Below are 21945 nucleotides of genomic sequence, written 5' to 3'. Positions count from 1 at the left end.
GCAATTAGGAGAGCGATATGCGCAGACGCCTGCGACCCGTCCTCGGTGCGGCCATGGCCGCACTCGCCGTCATCGCCTGCACCACCCCGGCCACCCCGGCCAGCGCCGCCGACGCCCCGTACGACGTGCTGGTTTTCTCCAAGACCGCTGGTTTCCGGCACGACGCGATCCCGGTCGGCATCCAGACCATCCGCGACCTGGGTGCGGCGAACAACTTCACGGTCACCGCGACCGAGGACGCCGCCGCGTTCACCACGAGCAACCTCAACCAGTACGAGGCGGTCGTCTTCCTCAACACCACCGGCGACGTGCTCAACGCCAGCCAGCAGACCGCCTTCGAGTCGTACATCGGCTCCGGCCGCGGGTACGTGGGTGTGCACGCCGCAGCCGACACCGAGTACGACTGGCCGTTCTACGGCAACCTCGTGGGCGCGTGGTTCGCCTCGCACCCCGCGATCCAGCAGGCCAACATGAAGGTGGAGGACCGGGGCCACGCGGCCACCGCTCACCTGCCGCAGACCTGGACCCGCACCGACGAGTGGTACAACTACCGCACCAACGCCCGGTCGAGCGCCCACGTGCTGGCCACCCTGGACGAGTCGTCGTACTCCGGCGGCGGCATGGGCGCCGACCACCCGCTGAGCTGGTGCAAGAGCTACAGCGGCGGCCGGTCCTTCTACACCGGGGCGGGGCATACCCAGGCGTCGTACGCGGAGTCGGGGTTCCGCAACCACCTGCTCGGCGGCATCCGGTACGCCTCCGGCCGGAGCAAGGCCGACTGCCGGCCCGAGACCGGCTACACCCCGCTGTTCAACGGCTCGACGGCCGGCTGGTCACAGGCCGGCCCGGGCAGCTTCACCAACACCGACGCCACCCTGACCTCGGTCGGCGGCATGGGGCTGTACTGGTACAACGCCAAGCAGTTCACCAACTACTCGCTGAAGCTGGACTGGAAGCTGGCCGGTGACGACAACTCCGGCATCTTCATCGGGTTCCCACCGTCGAGTGACCCGTGGTCGGCGGTCGACAACGGGTACGAGATCCAGATCGACGCCACCGACGCGGCTGACCGCACCACCGGCGCGGTCTACACCTACAAGTCCGCCGACATCGCCGCCCGCGACGCGGCGTTGAACGCGGCGGGGGAGTGGAACACGTACGAGCTGCTGGTCGAGGGCGAGCGGCTACAGATCTTCCTCAACGGGGTGAAGATCAACGACTTCACCAACACCAACCCGGTCCGCTCGTTGGCCGGTCACATCGGCATCCAGAACCACGGCACCGGTGACGACGCCTCCTTCCGCAACATCCGGATCAAGGAGCTGGGCACCACGCCGCCGCCCACCGGCACGATCCAGGCCGAGGCGTTCAGCTCGGCCAACGGTGTCTCCGCGTTCACCAAGGCAGGCGCCAACGGTGGGCAGACGGTCGGCTACATCGACCCGGGCGACTGGGCCGCGTACAACGGCGTCAACCTGGCCGGGGTCACCTCGTTCACGGCCCGGGTCGTCTCCGGCGGCGCGGGTGGTGCCATCCAGGTGCGCACCGGTTCGGCCACCGGCCCGGTGCTCGGCACTGTCGCGGTACCCAACACCGGCAGTTGGACGACCTTCGCCAACGTCTCCACGGCACTGTCCAACGTCCCGTCCAGCACCCAGAACCTCTACCTCACCTTCACCGGTAGTGGCACGGGGCTCTTCGACCTGGACGACTTCACCCTGGTCAAGGGCGGCGGGGGCGGCACCGGTGTCGGCCCGATCAAGGGTCTCGCCGGCAAGTGCCTGGACGTGCGCAACGCCGGCACCGCCGACGGCACCCAGATCCAGATCTACACCTGCAACAGCAGCACGGCGCAGACCTGGACCGTGACGCCGAACTCGACGATCAAGGCGCTCGGCAAGTGCCTGGACGTCTCCGGCAGCGGCACCGCCGACGGCACCAAGATCCAGCTCTGGACCTGCAACGGCAGCGGCGCGCAGAACTGGGCGGCCGCGTCCGACGGCACCCTGCGCAACCCGTCGTCGGGCAAGTGCCTGGACGTCTCCGGCAACAACTCCGCCGACAGCACCGTCGTGCACCTCTGGACCTGCCTCAACGCGGCCAACCAGAAGTGGACCCTGCCCTGACCGACTAGGGCTGGAGGGGTCGACGCGTACGACGTCGGCCCCTCCCGCTCCGGCACCGACCATGCCCGGCCGGGCGTGCCCCGACCGGCCGGGTTCGTCGGCTCTGCGGAGCGGCGGGGCTCGGGGAGGTGTCACCCGCTCGCACCGGTGTGTGCCCCGACGCAGATCTCGCCCGTGGCACGCGGCCCGTCGACGCGGTGCCGTCGAGAGCGCCGACCGGGTGGGCGCGTTGCGGGGGACGCCGGGGGTTGGCGCACAGCTGGCTGCCGTACCTTGACCTGCATGGGGTTGTTCGCGCAGTGGCGTGGGACGGTGCTGGCGCGAGGCCATCAGCTGCTCGGTGCGCTGGGCCGGGCCGACGAGCCCGACGACCCGTCCGAGCCGGCGCCCAGCCTGAACCGTCTCGACGCGCTGGTGGAGGGCTTCACCGCCGGTCAACCGGTGCGCTGGACCATGGCCGGGCAACCCCGGCCGCTGCCCGGCCCGGTCGACGTGGTGGCGTACCGGATCATCGAGGAAGCGCTGACCAACGCGTGCCGGCACGCGCCGGGCGCGCCGGTCGGGGTCCGCCTGCGCTACGACGCCGCGGGCATCACCATCGAGGTCCGCGACGAGGGCGCCGGTCCCGCTGCCTCCGGCGGCGGCACCCAGGGCGCCGGTCGGGGTCTGCTCGGGGTACGCAGGCGCGCCGAGCGGCTCGGCGGCACGTTCTCGGCCGGCCCGCGCGCCGGTGGCGGCTTCACCGTACGGGCTGTGCTGCCCGCGCCCGAGGAAATGATCGGATGATCGGCCGACCGCGGGGCTTCCCCGATGGGGTACTGCGGAAATAAGGTGGGGGTCGGCGACCGTGCTGGTGGCCGGTGACCCGGTGGGAGGCGCAACCCGCCGGGCTCAGGTGTGCTCCGCACCCACCGGTGACCGCTCGGGTGCCGCGCACGTCCGGTCACCCTCGCCCCGGTCCGCACAAGGAATCCCCATCACAACAGGGGAGAAGGACAATGGCGCGACCCATCACGCTCTTCACCGGCCAGTGGGCCGATCTTCCGTTCGAGGAGGTCTGCCGGCTCGCCTCCGAGTGGGGCTACGACGGTCTGGAGATCGCCTGCTGGGGCGACCACTTCGAGGTCGACAAGGCGCTCGCCGACGACTCGTACGTCGAGCGCAAGCGGGAGACCCTCGCGAAGCACAACCTTGAGGTCTTCACGATCTCCAACCACCTGGTTGGTCAGGCGGTCTGCGACCACCCGATCGACGAGCGGCACCAGGACATCCTGCCTGGCCGTATCTGGGGCGACGGGGAGCCCGAGGGGGTTCGTCAGCGGGCCGCCGAGGAGATCAAGGACACCGCGCGGGCGGCGGCGAAGCTCGGGGTGAAGACGGTCGTCGGCTTCACCGGGTCGTCGATCTGGCACACTCTCGCGATGTTCCCGCCGGTGCCGCCGTCGATGATTGAGCGCGGCTACCAGGACTTCGCCGACCGGTGGAACCCCATCCTCGACGTGTTCGACGAGGTGGGAGTGCGGTTCGCGCACGAGGTGCACCCCAGTGAGATCGCGTACGACTACTGGACGACGAAGCGGACGCTGGAGGCGATCGGCAACCGGCCCGCGTTCGGCCTGAACTGGGACCCGTCGCACTTCGTCTGGCAGGAGCTGGACCCGGTGAACTTCATCTTCGACTTCGCCGACCGGATCTACCACGTGGACTGCAAGGACGCGAAGGTGCGTACCGGCGATGGCCGGCGTGGCCGGCTCGCCTCGCACCTGCCCTGGGCCGACCTGCGGCGCGGTTGGGACTTCGTCTCCACCGGCCACGGCGACGTGCCCTGGGAGGACTGCTTCCGCGCGTTGAACGCGATCGGCTACACCGGCCCGATCTCGGTCGAGTGGGAAGACGCGGGAATGGACCGGCTGGTCGGCGCCCCGGAGGCGTTGCAGTTCGTCCGCCGGCTCGCCTTCGACGCACCGAGCGCCGCCTTCGACGCGGCGTTCAGCAGCAAGGACTGACCGCACGTCGGACGGACCACGGGCCGGTCGCCCTGCGGCGACCGGCCCGTCGACGTGCGGTTGGTCAGAGCGTGCTGGCGTTCGTGCCCGAGCCGGACGGCTTGGTGCGGGGGTTCGTGGACGACGGCGACTCGGAGGTCGTGCCGACCGTGCTGGTGCCCGCCTTGGCGCCCACTGTGGCGGGCGTGCCGGCGAACGCGTCGTCGGCGGCGGTCAGCTCCTGCTTGCCGGTGCTGCCGTTGGTGGTGCCCAGCTTCTCGCCCAGTTTGGTCTGGCCGAGCTTGTCCTTGCCCTCGCTGTAGAGCTTGTTGGCTTGGGCCTGCGCGACCCCGGCCGCCTCCTGGACGGTCGGGTGGTCGAGCACCTTGCGGCCCTTGACCACGAGCTCCTCGTACTTTTCCCGGCCGGCACGGGCGCCCAGGACGAATCCCGCAGCCAGCCCGCCAAGAAACATGATCTTTCCGCGCATGGCGGCTCCTTCCGTACCTGACGCGCCGTCACCCCGGCGAGTTGCCCCGTCGGAAGGCGACCTGTTCGCGCCTGCGTCCTCTGTCCGCAGCTAACTACCCATCCTGCTCCCCGCTCAAGCATGCTTGTGCCGGGATGGCGATTTACCCCTATTGTCAATGCGACGGCGGGGAGGCAACCCACTGGACCACCACCGGGGGATGTCCTGTACTCTTGTCCCGTCGCACGGCGTCGGGGAGATCCGAAGTCGGGCGGAGCACGATCCCCTGTAGCTCAATTGGCAGAGCAGCCGGCTGTTAACCGGCAGGTTATTGGTTCGAGTCCAATCGGGGGAGCTTTTCCACGTACGCCCGTCAGCCACCGGCCGACGGGCGTTTTCGTGTGTGTGACCCGGTTTCACCCACTCTCGACCTGCTTGCCCGGCAGGATGGTCGATGTCGACTGAGGCTACCGCTGCGTCGATTGATGCGTCGATCCTTGGGGTGAGTGCGGATGTCCGGACGAGGCGGCAAGGCCATGCTGATCGCGGTGGCGGTCGTGCTGGCCTGGTTGGTGATCGGCGGCGTGTCCGGCCCGTACGCGGGGCGTCTCAGCGAGGTCGCCACCAACGACAACGCCGCCTTCCTGCCCACCGACGCCGAGGCGACCCGCGCCCAGGACCTCGCCGGCGAGTTCGTCGACCGGCAGACCATCCCGGCTCTGGTCGTCTACGAGCGGCCATCCGGGATCACCGACGCGGACCGGCAACGGGTGAGCGCCGACGCCGCCCGGTTCGCCCAGATCCCCGGCGTGGTCACCCCACTGCCCCCGCCCATCCCGAGCGCCGACGGCCAGGCACTCCAGGTCGTCGTGCCGGTGGACGACGCCGAGGGCGAGGAGATTGGCACTGTCGTCGAGCGACTGCGCGACATCACCGGCGGTGACCGGGACGGACTCACCGTTGACGTCTCCGGCCCGGCCGGTCTACTCGCCGACCTGATCGAGGTCTTCTCCGCCATCGACGGACCACTGCTGCTGGTCACCCTGGTCGTGGTGCTGGTCATCCTGCTGATCGTCTACCGCAGCCCGGTCCTCTGGATCTTCCCGTTGCTCGCCGCCGGGATGTCGTACGCCCTCGCCTCGGTCTTCGTCTACCTGCTCGCCGACGCGGACGTGGTGAAGCTCAACGGGCAGGCCCAGGGCATCCTCACCGTGCTGGTCTTCGGCGCCGGCACCGACTACGCGCTGCTGCTGATCGCCCGCTACCGGGAGGAACTGCACCGGCACGACCGGCCGTGGGACGCCATGAAGACCGCCTGGAAGGGCGCCGCGCCGGCCATCATCGCCTCCGGCGGCACTGTCATCGTCAGCCTGCTCTGCCTGCTGCTGTCCAGCCTCAACTCCAACCGGGCACTCGGCCCGGTCGCCGCCATCGGCATCGCCGCCACCCTGCTGGTGATGCTCACGTTCCTACCCGCGCTGCTGGTGCTCGGCGGACGGTGGGCGTTCTGGCCCCGTCGGCCCCGCGCCGACCAGGCCGACCCGCGGGCCGAACACGGCATCTGGAGCCGCGTAGCCGGCTTCGTGGCCCGGCACGCCCGCCCGATCTGGCTGAGCACCGCCGTCGTGCTGGCCCTGCTGACGCTCGGCCTCACCCAGCTCGGCGCCACCACCCTCGGCCAGTCCGACCTGTTCACCCAGCGCACCGACTCGGTCGACGGCCAGGAGGTGATCTCCCGGCACTACCCGGCCGGCACCGGCAGCCCGGCCACCATCTTCACCACCGAGCAGACCGCCCGGCAGGTCGCCCAGGTCGCTAAGGACGTACCCGGGGTCGCCGACGTTCGCCCCCTCACCGCCGGCCCACAGACCGGCCCACCCGACCCGAACGCCGCCCCGAAGGTCGTCGACGGGCGGGTGCAACTGGAGGCGACCCTGGCCGACCCACCCGACAGCGACGGCGCCGAACGGACGATCCGCGAGCTGCGCGTGGCCGTACACCAGGTGCCCGGCGCGGACCCGGTGGTCGGCGGCTTCACCGCGATCAACGTGGACACCTCGGACGCCGCCAAGCGCGACCAGAACGTCATCATCCCGGTGGTGCTGGTGGTCATCGCTGTCATCCTGGCCCTGCTGCTGCGTGCGCTGCTCGCCCCGCTGCTGCTGATCGCCACCGTGCTGCTCAGCTTCGCGGCGACCCTCGGCCTCTGCGCGCTGCTGTTCCGCCACGTCTTCGACTTCCCCGGCGTGGACGCGTCGTTCCCGCTGTTCGCGTTCGTCTTCCTGGTCGCGCTCGGCATCGACTACAACATCTTCCTGATGAGCCGCGTCCGCGAGGAGTCGGTCAAGCGCGGCACCCGCGCCGGAGTGCTCGCCGGCCTCGCCGTCACCGGCGGTGTGATCACCTCCGCCGGCATCGTGCTCGCCGCGACGTTCTCCGCCCTCGCCGTCCTGCCCCTGGTGGTGCTCGTCGAGTTGGGTACGGCGGTCGCGATCGGGGTACTGATCGACACCATCATCGTCCGGTCGCTGCTGGTGCCCGCACTCGCGTACGACATCGGGCCGAAGATCTGGTGGCCGGGCCGGTTGTCCCGGGCGAACGGTGAGCGGGAGGCGCGCGGTGCTGGCTGAAACCGATGTGGTCATCGTCGGCGGCGGCCTGGCCGGTCTCGCCGCCGCCCGCCGGCTGCACCGCGCCGGCGTGCCCTGGCGGCTGGTGGAGGCCGAGGGTCGGCTCGGCGGCCGGGTCGCCACCGACGTGGTCGACGGTCACCTCATCGACCGGGGCTTCCAGGTGCTCAACACCGCCTACCCCCGGCTCGGCACGCTGCTCGACACCGACCAGCTCAACCTCGGCTACTTCACCTCCGGTGTGCTGGTCCGCAAGGGCGACAAGCTGCTGCGCCTGGTCAACCCGCTGCGCGAGCCGACCGGCGGCCCCGGCACCGCGCTCGCCGGGGTCGGCTCCCTGCTCGACCGGCTGCGCTTCGCCGCCCTCGCCACCGGCTGCGCCACCCTCCCCGCGTCCCGACTGCTCGCCGCGCCGGAAGCCACAACCGAGACGGCGCTGCGCCGCGCCGGTCTCTCTGACGCCATCATCGAGGAGTTGCTGCGACCGTTCCTGTCCGGTGTGTTCATCGAGCGGGAACTCTCCACCTCCAGTCACGTGCTGGCGATGGTGCTGCGCTCCTTCGCCCGCGGCCGGATCGGCCTGCCCGCCGAAGGGATGGCCGCGCTGCCCCGGGCTGTCGCCGCACCGCTGCCCGCCGACCTGCTCGACCTGGACAGCCCGGTCGCGGAGGTCACCCCCGGCCGGGTCCGCACCCAGGCCGGCGACATCCGCTGCCGGGCCGTCGTCGTCGCCGTCGACCCGCCCGCCGCGGCCGCGCTGCTGCCAGCCCTGACGACGGTACGCATGCACAGCTACACCACCTACTACCACAGCGCGCCCGAGCCGCCGCTCACCGAGCCGATCCTGCTCGTCGACGGCGACCGACGCGAACTCGTCGCCAACACTGTGGTGCTCAGCAACGCCGCCGCGACGTACGCGCCCGCCGGACGGCACCTCATCGCCACCTCGGTGGTCGGCCCGACGGCCCCACCCGAGCCGACCATCCGGGCCGAGCTGACCCGGCTGTACGGCCGCTCCACCGCCGACTGGACCCACCTCACCACAATGGCCATCCCCGAGGCGCTACCCGCCGCACCGCCGCCGCAGGGACGGCTGCGCAAACCGGTGGCGCTGGGGGAGGGCCTGTTCGTGGCCGGTGACCACCGGGACAGCCCATCGATCCAGGGCGCGCTCACCAGCGGCTGGCGCGCCGCCGGCGCAGTACTGGACGAGCTGCGCGCCGGCTGACAGTCGTACCCGAGCACGCTGTTATATTCCTGTTGCCCATCGTGCTGGTGCAGGCGTGGGCGCCGGCCGGCTTGATGCTGGCTGCTGACCGCCGAGCGGGATAAGATCCGGCGCGGTGTTCGGGGCGGTAGCTCAGCCGGTTAGAGCAGGGGACTCATAATCCCTCGGTCGCGGGTTCGAGTCCCGCCCGCCCCACCAGCCGTTTTCCCTGGTCAGCCATGCTGCCGACGACCCAGGCGAACCGCATCGAGGTCGGGACCAACGCTCTCAGTCCGCACTGAGTCCGCAGCAGCACGACCCGCCGCCCGGTCGAGGCGGTCCGCCACCTGGTCCAGGTCATCCTCGAACAGGTCCGCGTACACATCCAGCGTCATGGCCGCCGAGGCGTGCCCGAGCATCCGCTGCACCGCCTTTACGTTGGCGCCCTCGGCCACCGCCACGCTGGCCGCCGTGTGCCGCAGCTCGTGCGGGGTCAGGCCGGCGAGCCCGATCGACTCCGCAGCCCGATCGAAGACACGGCGACGGAAGTTGTTGTTGCGCAGCACCTCGCCGGCCGGGGACGTGAACACCAGCTCGTCATTCGCACGGCCGGCGATCTGCGCGGCCATCGGCTCGACCAGGAACCGGGGGAGCGGCACCGACCGGCGTTGGTGCGTCTTCGGCGTACCGAACACGGCCCGACCGTTGACCTCCGTCACCGACTCCGCGACCAGCAGCCGTCGCTTCACCAGGTCCACCCGTCGCACGCGGAGCGCGGCCAGTTCGCCCCAGCGCAGCCCGGTGTAGGCCAGCACCCGGATGATCAGCCCGTACGGCTCTGCCGCCGCCAGCTCGCCCACCTGGACATGGGTCAGGAACACCTTCTCGGAGTGTCCGACCCGTGGCAACCGGACACCTGCCGAGACGTTCCGGGTGAGCCGGCCATCACGAACGGCCAGAGCCAGCAACAGCGAGAACACGCGGTGGGCTTACCGGACGGTGGACGGCGCAAGACCGGCCTGCGTCATGCGGCGCACCCACTCGCCAACGTCGGCGTGCGTGACTGCCGAAAGCGGGACGCGTTCCCACACCGGGAGCACCTGCCTCCGCAGCAGGCTGCCGTACCGATGGCGAGTTGACGGCTTGAGCTGCAGCTGATTGGCGAACCACCGCGCAGCCCAGTCGCCAACGGTGACCCGCGACAGAGCCGGATCGACCCACTCCCCGCGAGCGAGCGCCGTCTTCATCAAGGCGGCCCGCAAGCGGGCCGCGCCGGCCCGGCCCCGGCCTGCTGGCGACCTCCGGCCGGCATCGGCCGGGCCGGCCGGCCGCGCTTGGGGATTGCCAGACCTGGAACACCTCGGGGCTCCGCCCCGAACCCCGACCCTCCTCAGAGATGCCGCCGCAGATCACCTCGCCGGGCACCACAAGGGCTACCGGCCTCCCCTGACGGGGCCAAGGTCGTTCGTCCGGTAGGGCGCTCCACCTTGTCCCCGTCAGGGGAGGCCGGACGGTCTGCGACTGCCCGACGAGGAGATCCGCTTCAACGCTTGGCCTTGGTCTGTTACGCGTCAGCCCACCGTGCCTAGGCGTGAGCACTCGCTCAGAGCATCGCGCTCCCAGTCGCTTCCTACGAGAGCGACGGGGTAGCTGACCTCTCGGCCCCGCCTGTCATCGGTCTCGACTGATAACCCTAGCGGCAGCGGCTCTCGCTGGACGCGTGCGACCGAGCACTCGAACCACAGCTCGACCGCGAGCTGACCGGTGCTGCCAGGGGGTAAAAGCCGGGGCGATCCGATGCTGTGTATCACGACACCCGGCCTCTCTGCATGAACCCCACGAACGGTGATCGGCCCGGGGCCGGCGTTGGCCAACGCCAAATACCCGGACAGTCGGACGGATCCCTCGGAGCCCGCGCTTCCAGAGTCGGCCGATTGAGGGAAGGCCGCGAATGCGACCACGGCGTTCCGCTCCCGCTGATCACGCGAGTCTTGCAGTTGGCTGACACCGAAGCCGCCAAGCACAACGCCGACCACGAAGGCGGCAACGAGCCGCAGGGCCATTTTGCGTCTGACCACGAGGCGATCATGAGCGGGGGCACCCGACTTCGCCGACTGGTGATTGTGCTCGTCCAGGTCGATCACTGCATGCTCCGCAACATGGGCGTCAGCCTAGGGTCTCTTCAGACCAGCAGGTCGCCCGGCCGTAGAGCCGCCCGTACAGGCAAGGCCATCCGCAGACGCCGATTGATCCCGACAACGACGGACAGGCTGACCAGGCGTGCAGCCGGACCAGCCACCCCTGATGTTCTTCTCACCGGGAGGCCAGCATGGGCCTTCCGTGGGCCAGTAACCGTGGCGCGCAGCGGGCACGAGGGGGCATGAGACGCAACCGGAGGCCGGCACGCGGATGATCAGCCATGCGGCGACGCGCGATTGTCAGGTGCGTCAGGACCAGTTGAACATCCGCACTGGCAGAATTACGAGAACGACGGTCGCAGCGACGGCCAGCAGAACGCGCACCGTGCGAAGACCTCGCCACCACGGGATGACCCAGAGCAGCAGCCACATGGCGCCTGAGATGACCACATGTACGCCGACCACCCCAAGGCTGGTCTCCTCGCACATGTTCTCCGCCATGGCCTCCTTGCACAGCGCCGGTGGACCGTTGTGGTCTCCGAGGCTTCCCAACACCCCGACGAGGCAGGCCAACACTGGAGCGGCTAGCAGGGTGAACAGCGGCGTCACCAACCACCCGGCGAGATCACGGTGCCGGTCCACTAGCCGTCGCACTGGCAGAACCTACAGCTGGACATCGACAGTTCTCAAGTCGACGCTTCGGGCCCCCGCGCAAACGGCACGGTCCGCATCCAGTCCGCACGAGTTCCAGAGGGCGTACGCCGGGAACGACACGCTACCTGCACCTGCTGACAGCATTGACCGAGCAGGACGGCCGTCGGCTCCTACCCGTCGCAGCCCCTGAGCACCTCACCCTTGCCGCCGTCTCCGGAGGGCAGATCCGAGGCGGGTCGGGTCTTCTGTCGGCACGTGACCATCGCCTGATTGAAGCCGGCAGCCAGTGCCTAGTGGACAGGGTGAACGACGCCTACCATGAGCCGATGATCGAGCAGAGTCAGCGACGCGTTCCTGTGCCGGTCGCCGTCGCCGCCGTGATTCTGCTTGTGGGCGCCGCCATCCCGGCGTCGATGATGTTTGCGAGTGGTCCATCCGTTGCCACCGGGTTGATAGGCGTACTTCTTCTCCTGGCGTTGGCTTACGGCCTTTGGCGTGGTAGCGGGCGGGCCCGGTTTTGGACAACTGTTTTCTCGACCGTCAGCGTGGGGTACGGCGTCATCACGATCACCGAGGCTGGTGCGTTAGGGCTGCTGCAGATCGTTGGTGCGGCAGTAATCGTCGGCCTGTTGCTGGTACCCGCCTCGTCCCGCCGGTGGTTTCACGACTTGCCGGCGGAGGGGTAGCGCCGGCAAGAGGTCCGGGTACCTGTGCGCTGAGTGTCAGCGTGTCCGGCTGACGGACGAAACCCTCGGGTCTACGGAGTAGCGGCGGACGACGTCGTCGGCGTCGCCAGCGGTGGCACCGGGATCGAACAGCACCTCCAGGCAGGGCGCTTGCGGCCCTTCTGACCCGAAGCCCGCAACCACGTGATTCGGGTCGACGCGGTGGCTCTCGCGCACCAGCTCCTCAGCGGACTGCCCCTGCCGCACACAAACCATCGCCTCGGGTTGACGACCACCCCAGGTCAGTGCTGGAGCCGACATGCCGATGGTGAGCACCACTGCCGTCCCCACGCCGATAACTGTCGTCCGGCCAAGCCCTGGCCGGCTGGCCGGTGACATCACCGCCACCAGGGCGGACAGCGTGTACACCCAAAGAGCCCGCTTGTCGGCCGAGTCATGGAGAGCCAACGCGACGACGCCGGCTCCGACGGTCTGTGCGACCAGGCTGACCAGTCGGAACCCTGGCGAGTCGACCAACGCCGCTGGTATCACGGCAAGCGCACCAAGCAACAGGATGAGCACGACAAGCTCGTACGCACTCCATTCACGGCGCGCGTCCAGGACGAGCAACACCAGGGCAACCAGGTGTCCGCAGACGACAAGCGGCGGGCGGAGGTACGCCAGGATCCGTGCGACCATCGGAAGACCCTACGTGATCTGACCGACTTCGATGGGGGTTCAAATCCGGCTCGACGGCCGCGCGGTCCATGTGAGGAGATGCAGGACATGGTTCAAGGCACGCGCGACGAGCTGATCGACCGCCTGGCTGAGGCAGTCGGGGCCATCGCAGGCGCCCACCCGACGCGGGTTGCCGTCGACGGACCGCCCGCCGCAGGCAAGACCACCCTCGCCGACGAGTTGGCCGTCGTCCTGCGTGAACAGGGCCGTCACGTCATCCGAGCCACGATCGACGATTTCCTCTTTCCCCGGGCGCAGCGCTATCCGCGCGGCGAGTACTCGGCCGAAGGCTGCTACTACGACACCCACGACTACGACGCGCTGAACCGGGTTCTGCTCGATCCGCTCGGCCCGGGCGGAGATCGGCTCTTCCAATCGGCTGTCTACGACCGCACCGCGGATGCCGTGCTGTCCCCGCCGGTCACGGCCGCCCCAGCCGGCGCCGTGCTCCTCTTCGACGGCGTCTTCCTCCTGCGCCCGGAACTGATTGATCGGTGGGATCTGCGCGTCTTCGTGTCGACGGCGCTGGAGAAGACAGTCGATCGTGCCGTGGTCCGAGAGCACCGGGTGTCGACTCGGGTCGACATCGAACGACGCTGGCGCGAGCGCTACATCCCCTCGCAGCAGCTCTACTTCGCTACGGCCCGCCCGACCCAGCACGCCGACGTCGTCGTGCACAACGACGAGCCCCAGCGGCCGGTCTGGGAGACCGCCCGGGGAGGAGACTCCGAAGTCCTGGCGGCTGGCGAGTGACCGCGCTTACGGGTGGTCCACATACTCGCCAAACGGCTCGATGGACCCATCCCAACCGTTCCAACCCTGTTGGGTGATCTGCCCGTTCGCGTAGGTGTACGACCAGCGGGCGCCGTCCTCGCCCTCGATCTGGACAGTTCCGGAGCGAACGAACGGCGCGATCGCGACGTAGAACGCCGTCGTCTGGTTCGACCACTTGGGGTCGCCCTCGTCGTCGTACCCGAACTCGATCCAGTCTCCGTCGCGAACGATTGTGGCCCTGGCCGGATCCGCCAGGTCGACCAGCGTGCCATCCGACGGAAACTCACCCGGCCTGTACCAACCACCGCGTTCGGCCAGGGCGGCCTGGACAGCGGTGACCGCCGCGGCGTCCTCCGACTCCGGGAGGTTCAGACGGCCTGAGGGCATCACCGTGTATCCCACGGCGCGCACCCTACTGCCATTACCGTTCCCTTATCCGTTGCCGCCACCACGCCTGCGCGTGCCACGCACTCAGCTCGGCAGCTCGGGGGTCAGGCAGTGTCTTCCGGCGAAACTCCTCGTCCAACGGCTCGACGACGCGTCGCAACTCGCGGCGGGCGGCCGCTGGCAGTCGGCGCATCGCATCGTCCAGGACGTCTCGCTGGAACAGCACATCGCAACCCGAACAGGAAGAGTGATCCGGACTTAGCTCCAGCCATCGTCCCGAGCGTCGAATGTCGCTACGGTAGCCGTCCAGCGCGGTCGCTACCGGAACGAAGCCTGGATGGGTGCTTTCGAGCCTGACGATCGCCGCGTTGGCACCCTTCGACAGACCATCGATGGGGCGGAGCCTGTCCGCATTCCGCCTGGCTGACCTCAACAGTGCGCGCAGCGCACCCGGCGACCTACGCGCCATGGACCTTTCGGGGCTGAGTCATGACGAGCACCCTGCCACATCATCGCCACGACCTGCCAACCCATTGACCTTTCGGGTCAGCCCGGTGGGCGCCGATCGCGTACCTTGCAGGCATGCCAGTAGCACCCGCTGACGTGCTACGACGCACGGGCGATCTCGTGCCACGTCGTCGCCCCGTGACGGTCGCACTTTCCCTGGCGCTGGTCGCCGTAGGGCTGGTCGGCGGCTTCGGGGCGGCCAGGCTTGCCGACGACCCGCACACCGCCCGGCCGGAGTTGCTCGTCGGGGTGGTCACCTGGTCGAACGAGCAGACCAGGTCCAACGAGCAGACCAGGTCCAACGAGCAGACCAGGTCCATCGCCTTCGAGGAAGGCGAGACCGCTCGCCGCCCTCTCGACGGCGACACGACCTACTCGGTGATCGCCGAGAGCTGGCAGGACGTGGGCGGGACACTGCACCACGACGGTACGTACCCGACCTGCCTGGCCGGCGAGAAGGACGATCCCGTCTCAACGGACCGACACCGGGTCGAGCTTGAGGTCCTGCACCGCGACACGGGCGGTCAGCCACAGCCCATCGTCGTCCATGTCCGCTGCCTCGACTGATGGCATGAGCCCAGTCGGTCTCAGCCGATGTTGATCAGCAGGATCTGGTCGTCGCGGAGTTCGGAGATGGTGTCGCGCAACAGCCGCAGCGTGTCCAGACCGGCCGAGCCGCTCTCCTCGAAGGCCACCCCCATCTCCTCGAAGTGGGCGACCAACTCGTCCTCGCGGTGCGCGCTGGGATCGAGCTGCTCCACCAACCGCCGGGCGGGAGCGATGAGCGTGGTCAGGCCGTAGGCGCTGTTGATGGCCTCCGACTCGGCATTGAGCTCCGGCTGCTCCAGGTCGATGCCGCGTTCCTCCAGATAGGTCAGGACGTAGAGCATGCAGTACCCGGACCAGTCGTACTCCTGCCGCGCCTTGCCCCCGTGTTCCGCCAGGTACGTGTGGAACGACGACGGCGATGTGCGGGCCAGGCGGGCCAGTTCGGTGATGCTGTCCCTGGGGACCAGGGTCAGTGACGCGATAGCAGACAACACGCTCTCCCTCGGACGACTCCGCCGCTCCGGCTCGTCGGCGGCAGGCTACTGAGGGGGAGTGACACGGTAGGTGACGTGCAGGACCGTGCTCGCTGCACGCGCCGTCACCTGTTCGAGGTTCAGCGGCGGGACGCCGTCGAACAGCCGGACGCCGGCGCCGAGGGTGACCGGCACGATGTGCAGCCGCAGTTCGTCGACCAGACCGGCGGCGAGGTACTGGTTGATGGTGGTCGCACCGCCGTGGATCAAGATGTCGCCGCCCCCGGCCGCCGCGCGGGCCTGCGCGAGCGCCGACTCGATCCCGTCGGTGACGAAGTGGAAGGTGGTGCCGCCCTCCATCGGCTGCGGCTCCCGAGCGTGGTGGGTGAGCACGAACACCGGCTTGTGGAAGGGCGGGTTGTCACCCCACCAGCCGTTCCACTGCCGATCCCACTCGCCGCGCACCGGGCCGAACATGTTGCGCCCCATGATGATCGCCGAGGCCAGTGTGGTCTGGTCGAGCTCGGCCTGGTTCTCCTCAGCCGCGTCGAACATCCAGGCGTGCAGCCCACGGCCCCAGCCGTCACCGCCGTCGTCGCCGAACGGGCGTTCCTCGCTCTGGTTGAGCCCGGCCGAGTACCCGTCGGCGGAGATGGTCTGGTCGACGATCACCTTGCCGTTACGTGTGGTCACAGCGCTCTCCATTGGCGACTCGTGGGCGAGTGGCCAGCCTACGGCCACCCCTGAACGGGCTGCGCCCCAACGAACATGAACAGCAGCGCGGCGGCCAGCACCACGGGGGCCAGGGCGCACGCGACACTCACCACCACCGTGACCCGAGAGCTGGGGTCGGTCTCGGTCTCGCGTTTCGGGAAGGCGTACACGCCCACCAGGAGGAGAACGAGCCACAGGGGCACCAGCAGAGGAGCGAGAGCGGGCCAGACGGGCCAGACCGGCTCGACGACGATGCCCGGGCCCAGGACCATCCAGGTGAGGGCGACGCCCGGGAGGAGGCCGGCGGTCACCAGGGTGCAGACCAGCAGGGGTACGGGTCGACGTCGCCGTGCCACCCACCCGAACAGCGCCGCGCCGGCTGCGGCGCCGACGAGAGTGCCAGCGACAGTGCTGGGTAGGAACGTGCCGGGCGCGGCCGGTGCGATGGTCAGCTCCGTCCCGCTCGCGGAGTATTCGAGCGCGACAGTCATTCCGTCGCGCTCGGCCCGCCAGCCGTCGCACAGGTAGCCAGGAACGCGGCGAAGGCCCTGCCACCCCTGCGTCGCGGCGCTGCGCCGGAACTGCTCGGAGAGCCTACAGTCGTCACCATCGTCGTACTGGAAGGACGCTTGGGCCGAGCCCAGGTCGTCGGCAGCGAGGTGGACGCCCCACCGGTAGCCATGCACGATCTGGCCCGAATCGCCCGGCACCGCACCAGGAAGCAGTTGCGCTGCCACACTCTGCGCCTGGTCGTCGCTGGGCGGTGTGACGCCGCGACCGCCGTACCAGGTGCCGAGACTCAGGCCGACAGTGCCCAGCAACACCGCACCGAGCAGCACCAGCGCGACGCGCCGCAGCCGATGGCCCACCGGCGCACCTCCCTGCCGTAGTGCGCTAGACGGTAGCTCCCGAAGTCCGTTCCTGGTGCCCCGTGGATCGTGTCCATTACGCGACGAATAGATCGAGTTTGCTGGGCTGGGGACGTTAGTTTGATTCGGTGATGTCGATGGTTGGTACGGGCGTGCGGGTCAGGCTGCTCGGGCCGGTGGAGGTGGTCGTCGCCGGCAGTCCGCAGGCGGTAAATGGAGTGCGCCGCAAGGCGGTTCTGGCCACGTTGGCGCTGCACGCGGGCCGTGTCGTCAGCATCGACCGGCTCATCGACGTGGTCTGGGGCGACCAGCTACCGGCCACCGCGGCGAACACGTTGCAACGCCACGTCTCCTACCTACGCGGGGTGCTCGGCGAGCCCCTGTCGATCGTCGCGCGCCAGCCCGGATATCTGCTCGACACCGGGCCGGACTCCACTGATGTCCAGGCCGCCGAGCGCCTCATCGAGCTGGCCCGGCGCTCGACGGACCGCAATGAGCAGGTGAGGCACCTGACGGCCGCTGTGGCACTGTGGCGGGGCCCGCCGCTGGCCGACGTGGCCGGGTCGGCCTGGCTTGAGGAGCAGGCCGAACACCTGGCACGCCTACGGTTGGAAGCCGAACGATCGCTCGCCGAGGCCCGGCTGTCCGTCGGTGAGCACGCCGGCCTGGTCCCCGGGTTGGAACGGCTCGTCCGACAGCACCCCTTCGACGAGCACCTGCACGCGCAGCTGATGCTCGCCCTGTACCGCGACGGCCGACAGGGCGAGGCGGTCGCCACGTACCGGCGGCTGCGCGACAACCTGCGGGAGAACCTCGGCCTCGACCCCGGTCCGCGGCTACGCGACCTGGAGTGCGCCATCCTGCGCCAGGACACCGCTATCGCCGCACCGGCCGCGGCGGCACCGACACGGGTCGCGGCGCAGCTGCCTCCTCCCGTGCCCACGTTCACCGGACGCGACGCGGAGCTGGCGGCCCTCGACGCGCTGGTCGACCGGGGCGGCGCCGTCGTGGTGTCCGGGACCGCCGGCGTCGGCAAGACCGCGCTCGCCGTGCACTGGGCGCACCGCGCGGCCGAGCGCTTCCCCGACGGGCAGCTCTACGTCAACCTGCGCGGCTTCGACCCGGCGGCCGCCCCGACCGAGCCGGCGCGAGCGCTGCACGGCTTCCTGGAGGCGCTCGGCGTTCCGGTGGCCCGGATGCCCCGCGACCCGGACGCGATGGTGAGCCTGTACCGCACGACGGTGGCTGGCAAGCGACTGCTGGTGGTGCTGGACAACGCCCGCGACGCGGAACAGGTCCGACCGCTGCTGCCCGGCTCACCGGACTGCCTCGCCATCGTCACCAGCCGCGACCAGCTCATTCCGCTGGTCGTCACCGAAAGCGCCCAACCGGTGCCCCTCGACCTGCTGAGCCCCGGCGAAGCCCGCGACATGCTGGTCCGCCGGCTCGGGGAACGCCAGGTCGCCGCCGAACCCGCCGCGGCCGACACCATCGCCGACCGGTGCGCGCGGCTGCCCATCGCCCTGGCCATCGTGGCCGCCAGAGCCGCCACCAACCGGCACTTCTCGTTGGCCGCCGTCGCCGGCGAGCTGGGCGACCTGGACGCCTTCCGCGCAGGCGACGAGGCCACCGACGTACGGGCGGTCTTCTCCTGGTCGTGCCGGACGCTCAGCCCACCCGCGGCCCGGCTGTTCCGACTGCTGAGCCTGCATCCCGGCCCGGACGTCTCGGCCCCGGCCGTGGCCAGCCTGGCCGGCGTCGACGGTCAGGCGACCGGCCCCCTGCTCACCGAGTTGACCCGGGCGAATCTCTTCACCGAGCACACGTACGGGCGCTACGCGTTCCACGATCTGCTGCGCGCGTACGCCGCCAGCCTCGCCGACGAGACTGAGCCGCCGGCCGAGCATCGGGCCGCCGTGCACCGGCTGCTCGACCACTGCCTGCACACCGCCCACGCCGCCGACCTGGCACTGCACCCGCACTTCAGCGCGATCAGCCTCCCGCCACCCCGCGCGGGTGTGACGCCGGAGCGTCCCAGGAGCCGGTCGGCCGCCGCGGCGTGGTTCACCACCGAGGCCTCTGTCCTGCTCGCCGCGGTCCCGCTCGCGGCGCGGTCCGGGTTCGAGGGACACGCCTGGCGGCTCGCCTGGACCATGGCCGGCTTCCTGCACCGGCAGGGGCACTGGCAGGACTGGCTCGGCACGCAACAGATCGCTCTGGCCGCCGCGTCCCGCATCGGGGATCAGGCGGGGCAGGGCCACGCGCACCGCAGCCTCGGTCTCGCCTGCTCCCGGCTCCGACGGTACGACGAGGCCGACGACCACCTGCGGCGCGCACTCGACCTGTTCACCGACGTCGGCGACGACGCCGGACGGGCGCACACCTGCCTGAACCTTGGTCAACTGGCCGAGCGGCAGGGGCAGCACCAGCAGGCGCTGCGCCATTCCCGGCGGGCGCTGGCCCTGTTCCGGGGGACCGGAAACCGGGCCGGGCAGGGGTACACCCTCAACGCGGTCGGTTGGCAGGAAGCGCTGCTCGGCAACTACCACCACGCCCTCGAATCATGTGGCGAGGCGCTGCGGATGTTGCAGGAGGTGGACGACGTCCAGGGGCAGGCCGACACCTGGGACAGCCTCGGCCACGCCCACCACCAGCTCGGGGACTACCGGCGCGCTATCGCCTGCTACGAGCACGCCCTCGAACTCTTCACGCAGGTCAACGACCGGTACGCCGAAGCCAGCACGTACGTCAATCTCGGCGGCAGCCACCGGGCCCTCGGCGACCTCGGCGCCACCCGCGCCGCGTGGCGTCGAGCCCTGACCATCCTCGACGAGCTGGGTGATGCCGACGCCGACTCGATCCGCGCCGACCTCGACCAGCTCGACGCCACGCGGCTGCACTGACGTACCCCACTTTCTGCGCCGTTTCCGAACCGCTTCAGCGTGCCCCGCCACTCTTCGGACACCAGTTTCTTCCGTACCAGGAATGGAGCGTTCGATGAGTCGTTTGGCACACCGCCTCGGGGTGATCGGGGTGGTCAGCGGGACGTTGCTGGCCATGTCCTCCGCCGCCGTGGCCCAGACCGAGAAGCCGCCGCAGAAGGGCGCCGACTGCGTGGTCCAGCACGTCGACGAGCGCGGCGAAGTCGTCCGTACCGAGACCGCGTCCGAGGGCCGGGAGTACGGCCAGTTCCGCTGCGTCGCCGGGCAGTGGACGTTCGCCTGGGCGCCGTTCGGAGCGGACGACATGATCACGGCCGACGAGATCCGGATCGACCCGGCGGGTGCCGTCTCGGTGCGGCGGTTCACCGGGCCCGCGCTCGGCAACGACCTCACGGTGGGCGAGATGGCCGGCATCGCCCAGGCCGTCAGCGGCAGCCGTGAGGCGCTGATCGACCGCGCGATCGTGGCGGTCGACGACGGCAAGGAGCGGACCCCGGAGCAGGTCGAGGCGCTGCTGGCCGGCAAGGACACCACCGGGGTACGGGTGCTGGACATCATCGAGAAGCCCAACGCCGCCATGTCGACGAAGGACGTCATCGACGAGGCCGGCGGCACCCCCGAGACGACAGTCGTCTACTTCAGCATCTGGGGCGCGATCAAGGCGGCGATCGCCTGGATCGTGGACACGATCGGTGAGATCGGTGAGTGGATCGACGACCACTGCGACCTGGGGTCCCCCAACGACTTCGGCGACATCGTCACGTGTCGCTGGTAGCCCGTCCCACCCCGCCGACACCGATCACCGAGATGAGGACAGGATGACAACTCTGCGGGCCATCACCAGGCGCGCCACCATCGTCACGACCGCCCTGATCGTCGGGCTGACCGCTTCGTACGCACCGTCGCAGGCCGCCGAGGGGGAGGCCCGGACGACGATCACCGACCACCCCGGTGCCCCGGGCACGATGCTTCAACAGTTCGAGGACCTGACCGGCAGGCCCGTCGGCGACCTGGACAAGGTGCTGGCCGTCGACACCGGCGGGCGGACCCTCACGGGCGACCAACTCGCAGCGCTCGCCGCCGGCAAGGAGGTCGAGGGTGTCACTGTCGTCGGCACGATTCCGGGCAGCCGGGACGTCCTCGGCACGACCATGGCCGACCTCGCCGACGGCGCGTACGACGGCAGCGGCGACAGCGGGACAGCGACGTCGCTGCTCTTCTCCTCCTCCACCCCCGACGGCCGGGAGTGGTGCCTGACCATGTGCGTCGCGTCGGGCAAGACCATCTGGCAGTGCCTGCTGTCGCGGCGAACGGGCGACCTGGTCCTCACCCTCGACCTCGCCGGCGCCACCACTGTGGGCGGGACGAAGGCTGCCTTCGAGAAGGCCAAGGGCGTCGCCTTCGACGGCCCGGACACGGTCGACACGCTGATCGGCGATCGTGAGCCCTCGGCGGACGAGATCAAGATGCTCCTCGACGGCAAGGACATCGAGTCGATGCGCCGGGTGGCGACAGTGGACGGGCCCGACCCCGGGTGGGCGCTGGCCGACATCGCCGAGAAGTCCGGCGTCGTGTACTCGAAGAACAAAGGCCACCTCTTCACTTTCACCTTTCCGGTCCTCGGCAAGGTCCTCGTGTGGTGCGACTCGAAGGATGGCGGGAAGACCTGGAAGTGCTCGGCCCTTTGATGGGGGTTCTGACGGGTGGACCGTCAATGGTCCCGCTCCGCATCGACCTCACCGGTCGAGCGGAGCGGGATCCCGCGCTTGAGCGAGCCGGTTCATACTCGGCGAGTGATCGGCAATGATCCTCGCGTCCCGTGGTCGACTCGCGCGTCCCACCCGGCAGACAGTTCAACCCTGCCGCTCTACATGGTCATCTTCTTTGTCCTTGGCCTCGTTGGCTTCGCGGCGCGCGGAATGGCCGACGGCGGGGAAGGGCTCGTTCTCGCGAGCATCGTCTCGGGAGTGTTCTTCGCCTGCTTTCTGATCCTTTTCGCGATCTACTGGATCGGATACCTGCTCAAGGGCCACGCCATCTGGCAGGCCGAGCGCCGGGCCGGGTCCGATGGGCCGTCCGTGGGTCACCAACCAGAGGATTGAGCCCGGCGCACCATCC

At 69.8% G+C, this 21945-nt stretch carries 21 protein-coding genes and 2 tRNA genes; 14 read left to right on the top strand and 9 right to left on the bottom strand.

Annotation, left to right across the window (positions count from 1 at the left end; genetic code table 11):
* Positions 1-17 precede the first annotated feature (17 nt).
* The 3 genes from FB453_RS20400 to FB453_RS20390 all read left to right on the top strand — a co-directional run bounded on the left by FB453_RS20400 (position 18) and on the right by FB453_RS20390 (position 4132).
* A complete protein-coding gene (locus FB453_RS20400) occupies positions 18-2126 on the top strand; it encodes a ThuA domain-containing protein (protein WP_112671807.1) in 2109 nt (702 codons plus the stop codon).
* Between the two features lie 282 nt (positions 2127-2408).
* A complete protein-coding gene (locus tag FB453_RS20395) occupies positions 2409-2912 on the top strand; it encodes a sensor histidine kinase (protein WP_091409033.1) in 504 nt (167 codons plus the stop codon).
* 212 nt (positions 2913-3124) lie between these two features.
* Complete coding sequence (locus FB453_RS20390) at positions 3125-4132, top strand: sugar phosphate isomerase/epimerase family protein (RefSeq protein ID WP_030488695.1); 1008 nt, start codon at positions 3125-3127, stop codon at positions 4130-4132.
* 64 nt (positions 4133-4196) lie between these two features.
* On the opposite strand, the gene FB453_RS20385 is transcribed toward FB453_RS20390, so the two are convergent.
* Entirely contained in the window at positions 4197-4601 is a 405-nt protein-coding gene (locus FB453_RS20385; RefSeq protein WP_145792428.1) for a hypothetical protein, read from the bottom strand.
* A 261-nt stretch (positions 4602-4862) separates the two neighbouring features.
* Between FB453_RS20385 and FB453_RS20380 the strand changes: the two genes are divergently transcribed.
* From FB453_RS20380 to FB453_RS20365, 4 genes are all read left to right on the top strand, one after another.
* Positions 4863-4935, top strand: a tRNA-Asn gene (locus tag FB453_RS20380).
* A 157-nt stretch (positions 4936-5092) separates the two neighbouring features.
* Positions 5093-7210 carry an MMPL family transporter gene (locus FB453_RS20375; protein WP_145792426.1) on the top strand — a complete coding sequence of 706 codons (2118 nt, stop codon included), beginning with the start codon at positions 5093-5095 and terminating at the stop codon, positions 7208-7210.
* Positions 7200-8438, top strand: a complete 1239-nt coding sequence (locus tag FB453_RS20370) for an FAD-dependent oxidoreductase (RefSeq protein ID WP_145792424.1) — start codon at positions 7200-7202, stop codon at positions 8436-8438. The genes FB453_RS20375 and FB453_RS20370 overlap by 11 nt, the downstream gene beginning before the upstream one ends.
* Positions 8439-8559: 121 nt before the next feature.
* Positions 8560-8636 (top strand) — tRNA-Ile (locus FB453_RS20365).
* A gap of 14 nt (positions 8637-8650) precedes the next feature.
* Here the strand turns inward: FB453_RS20365 and FB453_RS34625 are convergent.
* From FB453_RS34625 to FB453_RS20355, 3 genes are all read right to left on the bottom strand, one after another.
* On the bottom strand, positions 8651-9397 hold the full coding sequence (locus FB453_RS34625; protein ID WP_486480352.1) for a site-specific integrase: 747 nt from the start codon (positions 9395-9397) through the stop codon (positions 8651-8653).
* Between the two features lie 9 nt (positions 9398-9406).
* Positions 9407-9664, bottom strand: a complete 258-nt coding sequence (locus FB453_RS34620; protein ID WP_222431373.1) for a tyrosine-type recombinase/integrase — start codon at positions 9662-9664, stop codon at positions 9407-9409.
* A 1200-nt stretch (positions 9665-10864) separates the two neighbouring features.
* Positions 10865-11209 carry a hypothetical protein gene (locus FB453_RS20355; RefSeq protein ID WP_145792422.1) on the bottom strand — a complete coding sequence of 115 codons (345 nt, stop codon included), beginning with the start codon at positions 11207-11209 and terminating at the stop codon, positions 10865-10867.
* A gap of 326 nt (positions 11210-11535) precedes the next feature.
* Here FB453_RS20355 and FB453_RS20350 point away from each other — a divergent pair, with 326 nt between their 5' ends.
* A complete protein-coding gene (locus FB453_RS20350) occupies positions 11536-11895 on the top strand; it encodes a hypothetical protein (protein WP_145792420.1) in 360 nt (119 codons plus the stop codon).
* A gap of 36 nt (positions 11896-11931) precedes the next feature.
* On the opposite strand, the gene FB453_RS20345 is transcribed toward FB453_RS20350, so the two are convergent.
* Positions 11932-12573 carry a hypothetical protein gene (locus FB453_RS20345; RefSeq protein ID WP_145792417.1) on the bottom strand — a complete coding sequence of 214 codons (642 nt, stop codon included), beginning with the start codon at positions 12571-12573 and terminating at the stop codon, positions 11932-11934.
* Between the two features lie 87 nt (positions 12574-12660).
* Between FB453_RS20345 and FB453_RS20340 the strand changes: the two genes are divergently transcribed.
* A complete protein-coding gene (locus FB453_RS20340) occupies positions 12661-13365 on the top strand; it encodes a cytidylate kinase family protein (RefSeq protein ID WP_145792415.1) in 705 nt (234 codons plus the stop codon).
* Positions 13366-13371: 6 nt separating this feature from the next.
* Here the strand turns inward: FB453_RS20340 and FB453_RS20335 are convergent, their stop codons facing one another.
* Entirely contained in the window at positions 13372-13788 is a 417-nt protein-coding gene (locus FB453_RS20335; RefSeq protein ID WP_145792413.1) for a hypothetical protein, read from the bottom strand.
* Between the two features lie 630 nt (positions 13789-14418).
* On the opposite strand from FB453_RS20335, the gene FB453_RS20325 reads away from it, so the two are divergent.
* A complete protein-coding gene (locus FB453_RS20325; protein WP_145792409.1) occupies positions 14419-14847 on the top strand; it encodes a hypothetical protein in 429 nt (142 codons plus the stop codon).
* Positions 14848-14867: 20 nt separating this feature from the next.
* Here the strand turns inward: FB453_RS20325 and FB453_RS20320 are convergent, their stop codons facing one another.
* Genes FB453_RS20320 through FB453_RS20310 form a run of 3 tightly spaced genes read right to left on the bottom strand, consistent with a single transcriptional unit; the run spans position 14868 to position 16885 of the window.
* Positions 14868-15320: a hypothetical protein gene (locus tag FB453_RS20320; RefSeq protein WP_145792407.1), complete on the bottom strand. Its 453-nt coding sequence runs from the start codon at positions 15318-15320 to the stop codon at positions 14868-14870.
* A gap of 48 nt (positions 15321-15368) precedes the next feature.
* The gene (locus tag FB453_RS20315; RefSeq protein ID WP_222431372.1) at positions 15369-15995 is read right to left on the bottom strand and encodes a dihydrofolate reductase family protein; all 627 of its coding nucleotides are present in this window, start codon (positions 15993-15995) and stop codon (positions 15369-15371) included.
* 38 nt (positions 15996-16033) lie between these two features.
* Positions 16034-16885 carry a hypothetical protein gene (locus FB453_RS20310; protein WP_186718402.1) on the bottom strand — a complete coding sequence of 284 codons (852 nt, stop codon included), beginning with the start codon at positions 16883-16885 and terminating at the stop codon, positions 16034-16036.
* A 131-nt stretch (positions 16886-17016) separates the two neighbouring features.
* On the opposite strand from FB453_RS20310, the gene FB453_RS20305 reads away from it, so the two are divergent.
* From FB453_RS20305 to FB453_RS20290, 4 genes are all read left to right on the top strand, one after another.
* Positions 17017-19788, top strand: coding sequence for an AfsR/SARP family transcriptional regulator (locus tag FB453_RS20305; RefSeq protein ID WP_486480351.1), 2772 nt, complete (start codon positions 17017-17019; stop codon positions 19786-19788).
* Between the two features lie 94 nt (positions 19789-19882).
* Complete coding sequence (locus tag FB453_RS20300) at positions 19883-20602, top strand: hypothetical protein (protein WP_145792403.1); 720 nt, start codon at positions 19883-19885, stop codon at positions 20600-20602.
* Between the two features lie 43 nt (positions 20603-20645).
* The gene (locus FB453_RS34290; RefSeq protein ID WP_186718400.1) at positions 20646-21515 is read left to right on the top strand and encodes a hypothetical protein; all 870 of its coding nucleotides are present in this window, start codon (positions 20646-20648) and stop codon (positions 21513-21515) included.
* 105 nt (positions 21516-21620) lie between these two features.
* Entirely contained in the window at positions 21621-21929 is a 309-nt protein-coding gene (locus FB453_RS20290; RefSeq protein WP_145792400.1) for a hypothetical protein, read from the top strand.
* Positions 21930-21945 lie beyond the last annotated feature (16 nt).

Source organism: Micromonospora sp. CNZ322 (assembly GCF_007827755.1).
Note: the sequence above shows the minus strand (reverse complement) of the source record. Positions and strands in the feature narration are given on the sequence as shown.